This window comes from uncultured Dechloromonas sp. (assembly GCF_945957265.1).
GTDB lineage: Bacteria > Pseudomonadota > Gammaproteobacteria > Burkholderiales > Rhodocyclaceae > Azonexus.
On sequence record NZ_CAMFKO010000001.1, the window covers coordinates 130,397 to 145,704 of the forward strand.

Sequence of the window (15,308 nt, forward strand, 5' to 3'; positions counted from 1 at the left end):
GACTTTCCTTTTTTCAGTTGCACGTAGCGGAATCGGCGGGCTGCCCGCCAAAACGGCATGCCACCCTCCGTTCATATTAACGCGCCGTCATTTCAGCGGTTGTCGTCGCTGCGTAAAGAATTGTTTGTCGCCGACCGCTGCGCGAGTTGCTCGGCGAGCGTATCCATGAGCACCCTCACCCGATGCGGCACGTGCCGATTGCTGGGCAGCATGGCGTAGATGCCCAGTTCCGGGCTGGGGAAATCGTCCAGCACCTTGACCACCCGGCCGGAAGCGAGGAAATCCTCGGCAATGAAATCGGGCTGGCAGGTAATGCCCAGGCCCTGCGCGGCGGCTTCGGTCAGCACGTCGCCGTTGTTGGCGTTGAGGTGGCTGCGCACCTGGAAATTCTCGAGCTGACCGTCGACGATGAACTGCCAGACCGTCGCGCTCCCGGCATTGGTATAGCCGAGGCACAGATGGTGGGCCAGTTCCGCCGGGTGCCGGGGCGCGCCGTGACGCGACAGGTAGGCCGGGGCGGCCAGCACCATCATGTGGCTTGAACCGATCCGCCGCGCCACGTCGCCGGCGTCGAGCTGCCGGGTGACGCGCACGGCGAGGTCGATGCCCTCCTCGATCAGGTTGATCCGGCGGTCGCTGTAGTCCATGTCCAGCACCACCTCGGGATAGCGCCGCGAAAAATCGAGCAGCAGCGGCGCCAGGCGCTTCAGGCCGTAGCTCAGCGGCAGGCTGATGCGGATGCTGCCGCGCGGCGTCTGGCGCTCCTCGGCCACCCCCGTTTCGGCGGCTTCGACGAGGTTCAGGATGACCCGGCACTTTTCCAGGTAGGCCGTACCGGCCGACGTCAGCGCCAGGCGCCGCGTGCTGCGCACCATCAGCTTGATGCCCAGATGCGTCTCCAGGCCGGCAATCTGGCGGGTCACCACCGAGCGGGCAACGCCGATCTGCTGGGCGGCAGCCGCGAAACTGCCCAGTTCGGCGACCCGCACGAACAACTGCATCGCATCGAGACGGTCCATTGTTGCAAATTCCGGAATAGTTATTTGCCAATTGTCCCCTATTTCGCACCAACAAACGAGCATACAGTACGTCCATCGCAAACGGAGTGATGTCATGAACCCGATCCAACCCGCCCTCTTCGTACCGCACGGCGCACCCACTTTTGCGCTGCGCCCGGGGGCTGCCGGCGCCGCGCTGGTCGCCAAGGCGGCGACCTTGCAGCTGCCGCGCGCCATCGTCATCGTCAGCGCGCATTGGGACACCGCCGTGCCGACCGTCGGCTTTGCCGAGAAGCTGGAAACCATCCACGACTTCTGGGGCTTTCCGGAAGCACTGTACGCCATCCGCTACCCGGCCACCGGTTGCCCCGAAGCCTCGCGCGAAGTGGTTGCCGCCCTGGAACAGGCCGGCCTGCCGGTCGCCACCGACGCCACCCGCGGCCTGGACCACGGCGCCTGGGTGCCCTTGCGCCTGATGTTCCCCGATGCCGAAGTGCCCGTCGTCCCGCTCTCGGTACAAAGCCGCGGCGGCCCGGAACAGGCCTACGCCCTCGGCCGCGCCCTGGCTCCGCTGGCAGCCCGGGGATTCCTGATCGTCGGCTCGGGCAGCATCACGCACAACCTGCGCGACTACCAGGCCGCCTCGAGCGGCGGGCAGACCCCGGCCTACGTCCGCGAATTCGCCGACTGGCTGGCAACGCAGACCACTGCCGGCAACCTGCCGGCCCTGCTCGACTACCGCCGCCAGGCGCCGGGCGGCATGCAGGCGCACCCCAGCGAGGAACATCTGCTGCCCTTTCATGTCGCACTCGGTGCCGGCGGCGGCCATCCCCGCAGCCAACGATTCCATGCCGGCATCGACGACTACGTGATCGCCATGGACGCTTACGCCTTCGAACAAGGAGAACCCGCATGAACTACACCAAGACCGCCAAGGCCCTGCACTGGCTGATGGCCATCCTGCTCTTCGGCCTGCTCGCCCTCGGCTTCTACATGCACGACCTGCCGCTGTCGCCGGACAAGCTGAAGCTCTATTCGTGGCACAAGTGGGCCGGCGTCACCGCCTTCCTGCTCGTCGGCTTCCGGCTGCTGTGGCGCTTTGCCAATCGGCCGCCGGCGCTGCCCGACAGCATGCCGAAGCTGATGCAGTTCGCCGCCCACGCCGGCCACCTGCTGCTCTACGTGCTGATGATCGCCATCCCGCTGTCCGGCTGGCTGATGAGCTCGGCCAAAGGCTTCCAGACCGTGTATTTCGGCCTGCTGCCCATCCCCGACCTGCTCGACAAGAACAAGGAAGTCGGCGACCTGCTGGCCTTGGTGCACAAGAGCCTGAACCTGCTCTTCGTCGCCGTGCTGGCCGGCCACATCGGCGCCGCCCTGAAGCACCACTTCATCGACAAGGACGACATCCTGACCCGGATGCTGCCCAAGCACTGACACCCCACCCCAAACGGAGAACCGACATGAAGAAAATCATTCTCGCCCTTGCCCTGGCCGGCGCCATCTCGGCCCAGGCCACCGAATACACCCAGGTCCAGCCGGACAAGAGCGCCATCAATTTCGTCTACAAGCAGATGGGCGTCGCCGTCGATGGCAAGTTCAAGAAATTCGCCAGCCAGCTGACCTTCGACCCGGCCAAGCCGGCTGCCGCCAAGGCGACCTTCGATGTCGACCTGGCCAGCGTCGACACCGGCGCCCCGGAAGGCGACCAGGAAGTCGCCGGCAAGCCGTGGTTCAACACCAAGGCCTTCCCGACCGCCCGCTTCGTCTCCGGCACCGTCAAGCCTCTCGGCGGCAACAAGTACGAAGTCGCCGGCCAGCTGACCATCAAGGGCAAGACGCAGGATGTCGTCGTTCCCGCCACCTTCACCGCCCAGGGCAACAGCGGCGTGTTCGACGGCAGCTTCACCATCCGCCGCGCCGACTTCACCATCGGCGAAGGCTCCTGGGCCAAGTTCGACATCGTCGCCAACGACGTCCTGATCAAGTTCCGCATCACCGCCACCAGCAAGTAATCCCAACCTCAATCGGAGAAATCACCATGAACAAGCAACTCGCCACCCTCGCCCTCGCCATCGCTGCCGCCGCGCCGGCCTTCGCCGCGCCGGAAACCTTCGTCGCCGACGGCACCCACACCTTCTCGCGCTTCTCGTACAGCCACTTCGGCTACTCGACCCAGCTCTCGCGCTTCAACAAGAACAGCGGCAAGGTCGTCTTCGACAAGGTCGCCAAGACCGGCTCGGTCGACATCGTGATCGACGCCAAGTCGGTCGACACCGGCTCCGACGTTTTCAACGAGCACATCCAGGGCGAAGACTTCCTCGACACCGCCAAGTATCCGACCGCCACCTTCAAGTCCACCAAGGTCGTCTTCGAAGGCGACAAGCCGGCCAAGATCGAAGGCAACCTGACCCTGAAGGGCGTCACCAAGCCGGTCACCCTGACCGTCACCTCCTTCCAGGCCATGCCGCACCCGATGCTGAAGAAGGACGCCATCGGCGCCAACGCCTGGACCGTGGTCAAGCGTTCCGAATTCAACGCCGGCAAGTACGCGCCGTACGTCGGCGACGACGTGCGCATCGACGTGGCGATCGAAGCGATCAAGGAATAAGCGGGATTTTCCTCCCCCACGGAACGCCGGCCGCCTGGCCGGCGTTTTTCATGGAGCACCGGCAAGCACTGCCCTCACCCCAACCGCCGAACGATCCTCCACGCATACAGCAGGCTCGTTTCGCCGAATTCGCTGCCTGTCTCGACATCCTGCCAGCGCGGGTTCTCCGCTCCGGGCGGGCCGAGATAGCGCCAGTGGCGCTGCTCGCCGCTGCACAGCTCGACCAGATAGACAGCGCCCGGCAGCAGTTCGTCGTCGGCTGAGCTCACCAGTAGTTCTCGCTGGCGAAGTTGCCCGGCTCGCGGCTGCGGTCGGGGCGCAGGCCGCGCGTTTGCAGGATGGCGCGCACGTCGTCGAGCATCTGCGGGTTGCCACAGATCAGCAGGCGCGAGCGCTCGCGGTCGATGGGCAAACCGACCCGCCTTTCCAGCGATCCGTCGCCCAGCAGCACGTTCAGGCGCTGCCCCAGCCAACCGGGAACCGCCTCGCGGGTCACGATGGGCACGTAGTGCAGCCTGGCCTTTTCGCCGGCGAACAGCGCATCGCCCGCCAGCGCCGCGATTTCTTCCTGGTAGGCCAGCTCCTTCGCCAGGCGCGCGCTGTAGGCCAGCACGATGTTTTCATACTGCCCCCAGACCTCGGGGTCGCGCAGGATGGACAGGAACGGGGCCAGCCCGGTGCCGCTGGCCAGCAACCACAAGTCCTGGCCGCCGACAAAGCGGCTGGTCGTCAGATAGCCGTAGGGCGCTTTCTCGACGTAAATCGGCTCGCCGACGCCGAGCCGGGCCAGTCGCTCCGAAAATGCGCCGTCGGGGACCAGGATGGAGAAAAACTCCAGGTATTCGTCGTAGCTGGCCGACACCATCGAGTAGGGCCGCCACACGACATCCCCGGTGGCGCCCGCCAGCCCGAGCCGGACGAACTGCCCCGGCTGGAAACGGAAACTCCGGCTGCGCGTGGTCCGGAACGACAGCAGCTTGTCGCACCACGGGCGAATCGACAGCACATCTTCCAGCGTGGCCTTGTCGGTCGGCAGCGGCGCCACGCCGGGACGAAAGTTCGTTGCAAACTTCATGGTGAAGTCCTCGGAGCCTATCCAGCAAATTCGACCTTGCCGGCTTCCGGGAGTTGCGCCGCCGAATGTCAGAAGCGCAACCCGAGCGAGATGCGCGACTGGTTCTCCGCCGAGAAATTGACCCTGTGATCCCGTGCCACGCGCAAAAACACATCGCGATAGTCGTAGGTCAGCGCTACGCCATGACCTGAAAGCCTGGGCGCATCCTCGGCTTCGCGGCCGCTTTTCTCGAAGAGATCGACCGTCAGGCGCTGGCGATCCGCCCACTGCGTGCGCGCAACCAGATGGGTGACCGCCTGTTCGGTATGCAGGCGATTGTCCCTGACGGTATAGAGGGACAGGTTGGCGCCGGGGATCAGTCTCGTGCCGAGCCCGTAAACGACCGAATCGTTGGGGTCGAAGTTCAGGTTGTAGTAATCCCTGGCGTTGGTCCGGCCATAGCCCAGCAAGGCATAGACCGAGGTGCCGATTTCCAGGTTGCCCGCCATCCCGGCAAAGCCGTGGGTCGCCAGCTGCAGGGAGGGTATGAGCCGGGCGTATGCGGTTTCGAGGGTGAACTCGTAGCCGGTCCGCGTCTGCTCGAACTCGGCGCCGCGCCGGTAATGGCCGAGCCAGAACGCATGCGCCCCGCCATTGGCGCGCAGGTTGAGGTCGGTGGCGGAATGCTGGTTGGTCGTGGCGTAGTAGGACGGCGTCAGCTTGAAAGCCCACGCCTCGCCGGCCTCGCCCACGCCCTCCGCCCCGCCCGGCCGCGACGCGTCGGCCACGGCCGGCACCGGGAAGACCGACAACAGCGTCAGCAGCAGCGGCAGGTGTTTTCCGGAGATCATGGATGCATCATACCCGTTCGCCCCGCCGGCAATGCTCAGGCCGGCCCTTCCGTCAGGCAGCCCATGTCCAGCAGCACCTCGTGCGCCGAGCGGAAGGCATCGATGGCCAGGGGCATGCCGCAATAGATCGCGGCGTGCAGCAGGGTTTCCTGGATGTCGCCGACGCTGGCGCCGTTGTTGATCGCGCCGCGGACATGGCCCTTGATCTCGTGCGCCCGCCCCAGGGCGGTCAGCATCGACAGGGTGAGCAGGCTGCGCGTCCGGAGGTCCAGCCCGTCGCGACACCAGGTTGTTCCCCAGGCGTTGCGCGTGACGAATTCCTGCAGCGGCGCCGTGAAGGCATCGACGCCGGCGAAGGCCTTGTCGACAAAGGCCTCGCCCATCACCCGCCGGCGCATCGCCAGCCCTTGTTCGAATTGCTCGTCGCGCATGCTTTTCCTTTCCATCCATAAGAAGCAAAAACGGCATTCTCGGCCGATCCCGGTCAGCCGGCCAGCGCCCTGGCGATTCCCGGGGCGTGCGCCTGCCCGAAGACAGCGGCCGGGAAAATGATGCACATCAGTCGTTTCGCAAGGCCGCCTGCGGCATTTCGTCGCGCGACACCATGTCGCACCGGGCGTCTCCCGGCCTTCGGTAGCATTCGCCCTTTCCAGGAAAAACCTGCGGGGTTCAGCAATGCAATCAACACACGGCAAATTCAGGCCGAGCCGGCTCGCCTGGCTGCTCGCCCTGGCGCTCAGCGGCGTCCAGGCACAGGAGTCCACGGTCGTTCTCGGCGAAGTGACGGTCAATTCCGGCAACACCGGCACCCTGCCGACGCGCAGCATCCTGACCTCGGTCGACGTCATGGGCGCCGAGCGGGTCAAGGACAAGAACGTCGCCAACAGCTGGGAACTGATCGGCCAGATGCCGGGCGTCCAGCTGACCGAATTCCGCCTCGGCGCCGAATCCGGCAAGCCGTCGTTCCGCGCCTTCAACGGCGAAGGCTACATCAACGGCATCAAGCTGCTGATCGATGGCGTGCCGAGCAACGTCAATAGCGGCAACATGCGCTACCTGGACATGATCTTCCCGCTCGACATCGACTACGTCGAAGTCGTGCGCGGCACCAACGACCCGCGCTACGGCCTGCACAACATCGGCGGCAACATCAACGTCGCCACCCGCCAGGGCGGCAACCATCTCGACGGGCGCCTGACCTATGGCAGCTTCAACACCCGGGAGCTGCAGGCCGCCCTCGGCCGCGAATCCGGCGGCTTCGCACAAAACTACTTCGTGGCCAAGCAGGATACCGACGGCTACCGCGACCATTCCCGGTCGGAGAAATACAGCCTCGGCGGCAAGTGGTTCTACACCTCCGACGCCGGCGACCTGAAGGCCGGCCTGATCGCCCGCATCTACCGCCAGGAGGCGGAATCCGCCGGCTACCTGACGGCCGCCGAACTGGGCGCCAACCGCTTCCAGTCGCCGGCCCGGAACGGCAACGACCATGACAACCGCGACATGCAGCAACTCAGCGGGCACCTCGACTACCAGATCGCGCCCAGCCTCGCCTACAGCGGCAAGCTGTACTACAACGCCATCGAGGACGACCGCCGCGTCACCTACAGCGGCTATGCCGGCAGCACCCTGCCCCGCCAGCGCCGGCTGTGGAACGAGGAGCATACCGGCTGGACCAACACGCTAACCTGGCAGTCGAGCAGGATGCTGGCCGTCGAAGGGGGCTTCAACTACGAGCACCAGAACAACCGCTACCAGCGCTACCGCTACGCCTACGCGCTGCCGAGCGATTTCTCGACGCCGGCCTCGACGCCCAACGACGACAGCTACACCCTGGACAATTTCGGCGCCTATATCCAGGCGATCATCAAACCGGGCGACGCCTGGAAGATCGTGCCGGCGATCCGCACCGACACGTTCAAGGGCCACAGCACGCTCAACGCCACCGGTCAGACCTACCCGCTGCAGGACTACGGCTGGATCAACCAGCCCAAGCTGAGCGTCGTCTACAGCCCGTCGCCCGCCTTCAGCCTCTACGGCAACTGGGGGCGCAGCTTCCAGGTGGTGACCGGTTCGCGCAACCCGGCCTACCTGCTGCCCGGCACCGCCACCGTCAGGCCCTCGATCAACACCGGGATCGAGCTCGGCACCAGGTTCCGCCCGCTGGAACGCACCGAGGCGCGCATCGCCATCTGGCAACAGGACGCGACCGACGAAGTGGCCAACCTGCCGAGCGCCGGCACGACCCAGAACCTGGGCGAAACACGGCGCAAGGGAGTCGATTTCCAGATCACCACCCACCTCGCCGACAAGGTCAAACTGTGGTTCTCGCATGCCTACCAGGAGGCGAAGATCGTCGGCGGCTACAGCGCGGGCGGCACATCGCTGATCGGCAAGGAGGTCTTCTCGACCCCGCGCACCATCACCAACCTCGGCGTCGACTACCAGGCCACCGAAAGCCTGCGCTTCGACCTGCAGGGCCGCGCCCAGGGCAACTATTACATTGACGACCAGAACAGCCAGGGCAAGTACGGCGGCTACGTGCTGTTCGACGGCGGCGTGCACTACGCGCTGAGCAAGCATGTCGGTATCGACCTGCAGGTGCGGAACATGTTCGACCGCAAGTACGAATATGCCTGGTACGACAACTTCTTCTACCCGGCCGGCTCGTACCAGCCGATGTTCTCGCCCGGCGCCGGCCGCTCGGTCTATGCCTCGCTCAACCTGAAGATGTAACACCTCACGCCCCGCAGCCCAGGCGCCCCCATGCGCCGGGGCTGGCGCACGGAAGCCCTTGCCGGCGCACACAAGGCAGCCGCCTTCTGGCATGCTGTCGGCCGCCATGCTTGCCACGCTCCGCTCCCTGCCCCGCACCGTCTGGTTCATCGGTCTGATCAGCCTGATCAACGATGCCGCCAGCGACATGCTGTATCCGCTGATCCCGATCTACCTGGCCTCCGTGCTGATGGCCGGACCCCGGGTGCTCGGCCTGATCGAGGGCATCGCCGAGGCGACGGCCAGCCTGCTCAAGCTGTTCTCGGGGGTGGTGGTCGACCGCACCCGGCGCGCCAAGCCGTGGATCGTCTTCGGCTACGCCCTGGCCGGCTTCGCCCGGCCGCTGATCGCCTTCGTCACCGCCTGGCCGGCCCTGCTCTGCATCCGTTTTGCCGACCGCATCGGCAAGGGCCTGCGCTCATCGCCGCGCGACGCGCTGCTCGCCGCCAGCGTTCCCGCCGCGCAGCGCGGCCTCGCCTTCGGCCTGCACCGCGCCATGGACAACGCCGGCGCCATCGTCGGCCCGCTCGTCGCGGCCGCCCTGCTGGCCGGCGGCATGGCGCTGCGCGATGTCTTCCTGTGGTCGCTGGTGCCGGCCATCCTGTGCCTGCTGCTGGCGACGGCGATACGCGAGCCGGCCCACGAAGCCGTCCCCCACCGGCCGTTCGACTGGCGGCTGAACGACATGCCGCCGCCTCTCCGGCGCTACCTGGTCGTCGTCGCGCTGTTCACGCTGGGCAATTCGTCGAACATGTTCCTGCTCCTGCGGGCCCGCGAGCTGGGCGTCGGCGAAGCCCAGATTCCCTTGCTGTGGGCCGCCATTTCGGCTGTCGCCACGGTCTTTTCCACGCCGCTGTCGGCGCTCTCCGACCGCTTCGGGCGCCGCCGCCTGCTGGTCGGCGGCTACCTGGCCTATGCCATTTTCTATGTCACGCTCGGCAGCCTGGCCAGCGACGGCCTCTGGCTGTTCGCGCTGTTCGGTTTCTACGGCCTGTTCATGGCGGCCACGGAAGGCGTCGAGAAGGCGCTGGTCGCCGACCTGGCGCCGGCCGACCGGCAGGGAACGGCCTTCGGCTGGTTCAACCTGACCGCCGGCCTCATGCTGCTGCCGGCCTCGCTGGTCTTCGGCTGGCTGTGGCAGGGCGTGGCCAGCTGGCTGGCATTCGCCTTTTCCGGCGCTTGCGCGCTGCTCGCCGCGCTGTTGATGGCCTGGTGGGTGCTGCCGGTTCAACGCGCCGATTGACAGCCGGCCGGCCTCTTAAGGGAGGCTTAATCCGGCGCCGCTAGACTCGTTTCCGACTCACATCGGAACCTGTCATGCACGCCCGTCTTAGCCCGTATTTCCTGCTGCTGGCGCTCGCCAGCCCGCCCGCCAGCCCGGCCGAAACGCTAACCCTGCAGGCCGCCCAGCTCAAGGCGCTGGGCATCGCCACGCAAACGGTCGGCGCTGCCGACGACGGCCGCCCGGGCGGCCTGCCCGCCCGCGTCGTCGTGCCCAACGAACAGATGCGCGTCGTTGCCGCCCCGGTTGGCGGCATGATCGAGCTGCTCGCCGTCGCCCCCGGCGCCAGCGTCAGGCGCGGCCAGGTGGTGGCCCGGCTGGCCAGCCCGCAGGCGCTCGAACTGCAGCGCGACGCCCTGCAGGCGGGCAGCCAGTCGGCCTTGCTGCAGCAGAACCTGAAACGCGACGAGCAGTTGTTCGCCGAGGGGCTGATCGCCGAATCGCGACTGCAGGCCACCCGCGCCGCTGCCGCCCAGGCCGGGGCGCAGGCCAGCGAACGCCGGCAGGGCCTGGCGCTGGCCGGTATCGCGCCGGGCAAGCTGGGCGGGCCCTTGTCGCTGCTCGCCCCGATCGATGGCATCGTGCTCGAGCAGGCTGCGCAGCTGGGGCAGCGCGTCGAGGCCTCGGCGCCGATCTACCGCATCGCCCGCCTGTCGCCGCTGTGGCTGGAAATCCAGGCGCCGCTCGGCCTGGCGGCGGGCTTGCGCGAAGGCATGCCGGTCAAGCTGGCCAACTCGGCGGTGAGCGGCAAGCTGATCGCGGTCGGCCGGGTGGTCGACAGCGCGAGCCAGAGCGTCCTGCTGCGGGCTGCGGTGAGCAAGGGAGCGGAAACGCTGACCCCGGGCCAGGTCGTCGAGGTGGAACTGGCCGGTGCCGACCGGACGGGCCAGCGCCTGCCCGCCGCGGCGCTGTTCCGCCACGACGGAAAGACCTTCGCCTTTGTTCAGGTTAGCAGCGACGACCAGGGCGCCAGTTTCGCGGCGCGCCCCCTGCGCGTCGTCAGCCAGGGGGGCGAGACGGTCGCCGTCGAGGGCATCAAGGCCAACGAACGGGTGGCGGTGAAAGGCGTTTCGGCGCTGAAAGCCATGCTCACCGGGGTCGGGAAAGAATAATGCTGGCCGCCCTGATCCGTTTTTCGCTGACCCAGCGCCTGCTCGTCCTGGTACTCACCGGGCTGCTCGTCGGCGCCGGGATCGAGGCCTTTCTCGGGCTGCCCATCGACGCCTTTCCCGATGTATCGACTACCCAGGTCAAGATCATCCTGAAAGCGCCCGGCATGACGCCGGAAGAGGTCGAGACGCGCATTGCCGTGCCGGTCGAGCAGGAAATGCTGGGCATCCCGCACCAGCGCCTGCTGCGCTCCGTCTCCAAGTATGCGCTGACCGACATCACCATCGATTTCGCCGACGGCACCGACATCTACTGGGCGCGCCAGCAGGTCGGCGAACGGCTGGCGGCGGCCATGGGCAACCTGCCGCCGGGTGTCGCCGGGGGCATGGCGCCGATCACCACGCCGCTCGGCGAGATGTTCATGTTCACCATCGAAGGCGATCTGCCGCTGGCCGACAAACGGGCCCTGCTCGACTGGGTGATCCGCCCTCAGTTGCGCACCATACCCGGCGTCGCCGACGTCAACAGCCTGGGCGGCGAGGTGCGGACTTTCGAGGTGGTGCCCAATCCCCGGCTGCTGGCCGCCCGCGGCCTGTCGCTGAAGGATCTGCAGGGCGTCCTCGAGGCGAACAACCGCAACGACGGGGCCGGACGCCTGGCCGACGGCGAGGAGTCGCTGCTCGTCCGTGCCGAAGGCGCCATCCGTCATCTCGACGACGTGCGCGCCATCGTGCTCCAGGCGCGGGATGGCCGGGTCGTCCGCGTCGGCGACGTCGCCGAGGTGCGCTTCGGCGCCCTCACCCGCTACGGCGCGGTGTCCCGGAGCGGACGCGGCGAAGCCGTCGAGGGGCTGGTCCTCGGCCTGCGCGGCGCCAACGCGCAAGCCGTCGTCGCCGGCGTCAAGGCCCGCCTGGCCGAGATCGCCCCCGGCCTGCCGGCCGGCGTCACCGTGGAGCCCTTCTACGACCGCAGCAACCTGGTCGACCGGGCGGTCGGCACCGTCTCCAGGGCCTTGCTCGAAGCCATCGTCCTCGTCGTGCTGCTGCTCCTGGCCTTTCTCGGCAACCTGCGCGCCGCCCTGGTCGTCGCCCTGATGCTGCCGCTGTCGGCTCTCGCCACTTTCATTCTCATGCGCCTGTCCGGGCTGTCGGCCAACCTGATGAGCCTGGGCGGGCTGGCCATCGCCATCGGCATGCTGGTCGATGCCGCCGTGGTCGTCGTCGAGAACGTCGAGAACCAGCTTGCCGAAGGCCCGGACAACCTGCCGACGCTGCACCTGATCTTCCGCGCCGCCCGCGAGGTCGCCGTGCCGGTGGCTTCGGGCATCGTCATCATCATCCTCGTCTTCCTGCCGCTGCTCACGCTGCAGGGGCTGGAAGGCAAGATGTTCGGCCCGGTGGCGCTGACCATCGTCTTCGCGCTCGCCTCGTCGCTGCTGCTGTCGCTGACCGTCGTGCCGGTGCTGGCGGCGGCGCTGATCCGGCGCGGCGTGCGCCACGAACCCTGGCTGGTGCGCCGGATGTCGGCGATCTACGAGCGCGTGCTCGCCTCGGCGCTGAGCCGCAGCCAGAGCTACGTCGTCGCCGCCCTGCTCGCCCTGGCCGCCGCCGCCGGCGCCTTCGGCTGGCTGGGCAAGAGCTTCATGCCGACCATGGACGAGGGCGACCTGATCATGCAACTGGAGAAACTGCCCTCCATCGGCATCGAGCAGACCGTCGCCATCGATACCGCCGTGCAACAGGCGATCCTGGCCCAGGTGCCGGAAGTGAAGGCCATCGTCGCCCGGGCCGGCTCGGACGAACTGGGCCTCGACCCGATGGGCCTCAACCAGACCGACACCTTCATGGTCCTCCAGCCGCGCGATACCTGGCGCAATCCCGACCCGGCCTGGCTGGCCGACCGCTTGCGCGCGGTGATGGCCGATTTCCCCGGCATCGGCTATGCCTTCACCCAGCCCATCGACATGCGGGTATCGGAAATGCTGACCGGCGTGCGCGGCGACCTGGCGATCAAGATCTTCGGCCCCGATCTGGCGACGCTGAACCGCCTGGCCCGCGACATCGAAACGACGGTCAGGAAGCTGCGCGGCGCCGAAGATACCTTCACGCTGAAGAACGATGGCGTGCAATACCTGAAGGTCGCCGTCGACCGGCTGGCCGCCGGCCGCCTCGGGCTCAATGTCGACGCCGTCCAGAACGATCTGAAGGCGCTGCTCGAAGGACGCAACGTCGGCACCGTCATCGAACAGGGGCGGCGCACCCCCGTCGTCCTGCGCGGCCCGGCCAGCCTGCGCGCCTCGCCGGCCGACTTCGAGGCCCTGCGCCTGTCGCTGCCCGACGGCGGCAGCGTGCCGCTGGCCGACGTGGCGCGCATCCAGCGCGTCGATGGCCCGGTCAAGGTGGACCGCGAAAACGCCCAACGCTACGTCGTCGTCCAGTCCAACGTTCGCGACCGCGACCTGGTCGGTTTCGTCGACGACGCACGGGCCGCCGTCGAACGCGAGGTCAAGCTGCCCAAAGGCTACCGCCTGGCCTGGGGCGGCCAGTTCGAAAACCAGCAACGGGCCGCCGCCCGCCTGATGATCGTGGTGCCTGTCGCCCTGCTGCTCATCTTCTTCCTGCTCTTTTCCACCTTCCGCTCGGTGCGCCAGGCGCTGCTGGTCCTCTCCAACATCCCGTTCGCCATGATCGGCGGCGTTTTCGGCCTGCTGATCGCCGGCGAGTACCTCTCCGTGCCGGCCTCGGTCGGCTTCATCGCCCTGCTCGGCATCGCGGTGCTCAACGGCGTGGTGATGGTCAGCTACTTCAACCAGTTGCTGGCGCGCGGCCTGCCCGTCGCCGAGGCGGTGGCCGAGGGCGCCAGGCGCCGCCTGCGCCCGGTGATGATGACCGCCAGCATCGCCGCCTTCGGCCTGCTCCCCATGCTCTTCGCCAGCGGCCCCGGCGCCGAGGTGCAGCGCCCGCTGGCCATCGTCGTCATCGGCGGCCTGCTGACCTCGACCGCGCTGACCCTGATCCTGCTTCCCATCCTGTTCCGGCGCTTCGGCATGGTTCCGGCACGCTCACTGAACGAGAAATCCCATGGCTGATGTCCTGCTCACCCTGATCATGCCCGACGACGTCGCCCGGCATGTCGAAGACCTGCTCCTGTCGCGCCCCGATCTCGCTCCCGGCTTCACCACCCAGGCCGCCGACGGCCACGGCACGGCCATGCCGCTGCTCGAGGATGCCGAGCTGGTGGCCGGCCACGCGCCGCGCACCGTCATCCGCAGCGTCGGCCCCGAGGCGGACAAGCGCGAGATGCTGGCCCTGATCAAGCGCCAGTTGCCCCGCGCCAGCGTTTTTTTCTGGATGACCCCGGTCATCGCGGCGGGACGCCTGTGAAACGCTTCGCCCTGCTCCTATTGGCAGGCATCGGCGGCAATGTCCTGAGCGCCGAGCCGCCGCCCGACCTGCCGCCCACCGAGGTCGTCGCCCGCGTCCTGCGCGGCAATCCGGGCATCCAAGCCGCGGCCAGCCAGATTCGCGTCGAGGAAGCCAATCGGACGCGACTCGAAGCCGGCGCCTACGAATGGTCGGTCCGGCTCGGCGCCCAACAGCGCCGCGTCAGCCCGGCGACAGCCGGCGACGAGCGCTTCAATGAGTGGAATGCGGCGCTCGAACGGCCCTTCCGACTGCCCGGAAAGGCCGGCATCGACGCCGAGCTCGGTGCCGCCGGCGTCTCGTTGGCCGAAACCGCTTACGGCGATGCCTTGCACGAATCCAGCCGGGCGCTGCTGAAAGCGTGGTTCGGCTGGCTGAAGGAAAGCGCCGCCGCCGCGCAATGGGACGAGCAGGTGGCCTTGCTCGAAAAGCAGGGCAAATCGGTCGGCCGCCGCCAGCAACTCGGCGATGCCGCCCGCATCGAAGCCATCCAGAGCGAGGCTGCCCTGGCCCAGGCCGAGGCGCAGCGCGTCCAGGCCCGCATTCGCCAGCAGACCGCCGGCGAAGACCTGCGGCGCCGCTTTCCGGGCCTGCCGGTCGTTGCCCCGGCCGGCCTGAGCGAGCCGACAGCGATTCCCGGCAGCGACGAGGAATGGATCAACGCCCTCCTCGAGCAAAGCCACGAATACCGGCTGGCCCGCCAGGAGGCGCAGCGCGCCCAGATCATGGCCGGCCGCAGCAGCCGGGACCGCTTGCCGGACCCGACCGTCGGCCTGCATGTTTCGCGGGAACGCGCCGGCGAAGAACGCGTGGTCGGCGCCTATGTCAGCATCCCCCTCTCCGGCACCGCCCGCCGGGCCAGCAGCGATGCGGCACTGGCCCAGGCCGAGGTGGCCGGACGCCGCGAGGCCGCCAGCAGCCAGAAAATCGTGGCCGAAGCGGTCGCCCTGGTCCAGGCGGCACAAGCCGCCGTACCCGGCTGGCAGGCCGGGCGCCAGGCCGCCGACCGGCTGACCCGGGCCGCCGACATGACGGCACGGGCCTATCAATTGGGCGAAGGCAGCCTGAACGACTTGCTGACCGCCCGGCGACTGGCCAACGAGGCGCAGCTCTCGGCCCGCCTGCTCCAGCTCGATGCGCTCGAATTGCGTTACCGCCTGATGCTCGATGCGCATCGGCTGTGGGATCTCGACTGACCCGCCCGG

15 protein-coding genes are annotated in these 15,308 nt (G+C 67.8%); 10 read left to right on the forward strand and 5 right to left on the reverse strand.

The genetic code is table 11. The features are described 5' to 3' along the window. Positions 1-92: 92 nt before the first annotated feature. Positions 93-1,019: a LysR family transcriptional regulator gene (locus tag Q0P59_RS00625; RefSeq protein WP_295002399.1), complete on the reverse strand. Its 927-nt coding sequence runs from the start codon at positions 1,017-1,019 to the stop codon at positions 93-95. Positions 1,020-1,113: 94 nt separating this feature from the next. Between Q0P59_RS00625 and Q0P59_RS00630 the strand changes: the two genes are divergently transcribed. The 4 genes from Q0P59_RS00630 to Q0P59_RS00645 are packed head-to-tail and all read left to right on the forward strand — an operon-like array spanning position 1,114 to position 3,609. Next, positions 1,114-1,914 carry a class III extradiol ring-cleavage dioxygenase gene (locus tag Q0P59_RS00630; RefSeq protein WP_295002401.1) on the forward strand — a complete coding sequence of 267 codons (801 nt, stop codon included), beginning with the start codon at positions 1,114-1,116 and terminating at the stop codon, positions 1,912-1,914. Further along, positions 1,911-2,435: a cytochrome b gene (locus tag Q0P59_RS00635; RefSeq protein WP_295002403.1), complete on the forward strand. Its 525-nt coding sequence runs from the start codon at positions 1,911-1,913 to the stop codon at positions 2,433-2,435. The genes Q0P59_RS00630 and Q0P59_RS00635 overlap by 4 nt, the downstream gene beginning before the upstream one ends. Positions 2,436-2,461: 26 nt before the next feature. Continuing rightward, positions 2,462-3,013 (forward strand): YceI family protein, encoded by a 552-nt coding sequence (locus Q0P59_RS00640; protein WP_295002404.1) that lies wholly within the window; start codon positions 2,462-2,464, stop codon positions 3,011-3,013. Positions 3,014-3,039: 26 nt separating this feature from the next. After that, positions 3,040-3,609: a YceI family protein gene (locus Q0P59_RS00645; protein ID WP_295002405.1), complete on the forward strand. Its 570-nt coding sequence runs from the start codon at positions 3,040-3,042 to the stop codon at positions 3,607-3,609. A gap of 74 nt (positions 3,610-3,683) precedes the next feature. On the opposite strand, the gene Q0P59_RS00650 is transcribed toward Q0P59_RS00645, so the two are convergent. From Q0P59_RS00650 to pcaC, 4 genes are all read right to left on the reverse strand, one after another. Beyond that, positions 3,684-3,878, reverse strand: a complete 195-nt coding sequence (locus Q0P59_RS00650; RefSeq protein WP_295002406.1) for a hypothetical protein — start codon at positions 3,876-3,878, stop codon at positions 3,684-3,686. After that, complete coding sequence (locus Q0P59_RS00655) at positions 3,875-4,684, reverse strand: ferredoxin--NADP reductase (protein WP_295002407.1); 810 nt, start codon at positions 4,682-4,684, stop codon at positions 3,875-3,877. The genes Q0P59_RS00650 and Q0P59_RS00655 overlap by 4 nt, the downstream gene beginning before the upstream one ends. A gap of 68 nt (positions 4,685-4,752) precedes the next feature. Beyond that, positions 4,753-5,514 carry a hypothetical protein gene (locus tag Q0P59_RS00660; protein ID WP_295002408.1) on the reverse strand — a complete coding sequence of 254 codons (762 nt, stop codon included), beginning with the start codon at positions 5,512-5,514 and terminating at the stop codon, positions 4,753-4,755. A 35-nt stretch (positions 5,515-5,549) separates the two neighbouring features. Then, positions 5,550-5,945, reverse strand: coding sequence for a 4-carboxymuconolactone decarboxylase (gene pcaC / locus Q0P59_RS00665; RefSeq protein ID WP_295002409.1), 396 nt, complete (start codon positions 5,943-5,945; stop codon positions 5,550-5,552). Positions 5,946-6,189: 244 nt separating this feature from the next. Between pcaC and Q0P59_RS00670 the strand changes: the two genes are divergently transcribed. The 6 genes from Q0P59_RS00670 (at position 6,190) to Q0P59_RS00695 (ending at position 15,299) form a co-directional block, all read left to right on the forward strand. Further along, positions 6,190-8,250, forward strand: a complete 2,061-nt coding sequence (locus Q0P59_RS00670; RefSeq protein WP_295002410.1) for a TonB-dependent receptor — start codon at positions 6,190-6,192, stop codon at positions 8,248-8,250. A gap of 106 nt (positions 8,251-8,356) precedes the next feature. Beyond that, positions 8,357-9,532, forward strand: a complete 1,176-nt coding sequence (locus Q0P59_RS00675) for an MFS transporter (RefSeq protein WP_295002411.1) — start codon at positions 8,357-8,359, stop codon at positions 9,530-9,532. A gap of 74 nt (positions 9,533-9,606) precedes the next feature. After that, complete coding sequence (locus Q0P59_RS00680; protein WP_295002412.1) at positions 9,607-10,683, forward strand: efflux RND transporter periplasmic adaptor subunit; 1,077 nt, start codon at positions 9,607-9,609, stop codon at positions 10,681-10,683. Further along, entirely contained in the window at positions 10,683-13,769 is a 3,087-nt protein-coding gene (locus Q0P59_RS00685; protein ID WP_295002413.1) for a CusA/CzcA family heavy metal efflux RND transporter, read from the forward strand. Before Q0P59_RS00680 ends, Q0P59_RS00685 begins: the two co-directional genes overlap by 1 nt. After that, positions 13,762-14,064 (forward strand): DUF3240 family protein, encoded by a 303-nt coding sequence (locus Q0P59_RS00690; protein ID WP_295002414.1) that lies wholly within the window; start codon positions 13,762-13,764, stop codon positions 14,062-14,064. The genes Q0P59_RS00685 and Q0P59_RS00690 overlap by 8 nt, the downstream gene beginning before the upstream one ends. Further along, positions 14,061-15,299 carry a TolC family protein gene (locus tag Q0P59_RS00695; protein ID WP_295002415.1) on the forward strand — a complete coding sequence of 413 codons (1,239 nt, stop codon included), beginning with the start codon at positions 14,061-14,063 and terminating at the stop codon, positions 15,297-15,299. The genes Q0P59_RS00690 and Q0P59_RS00695 overlap by 4 nt, the downstream gene beginning before the upstream one ends. Positions 15,300-15,308: the final 9 nt, after the last annotated feature.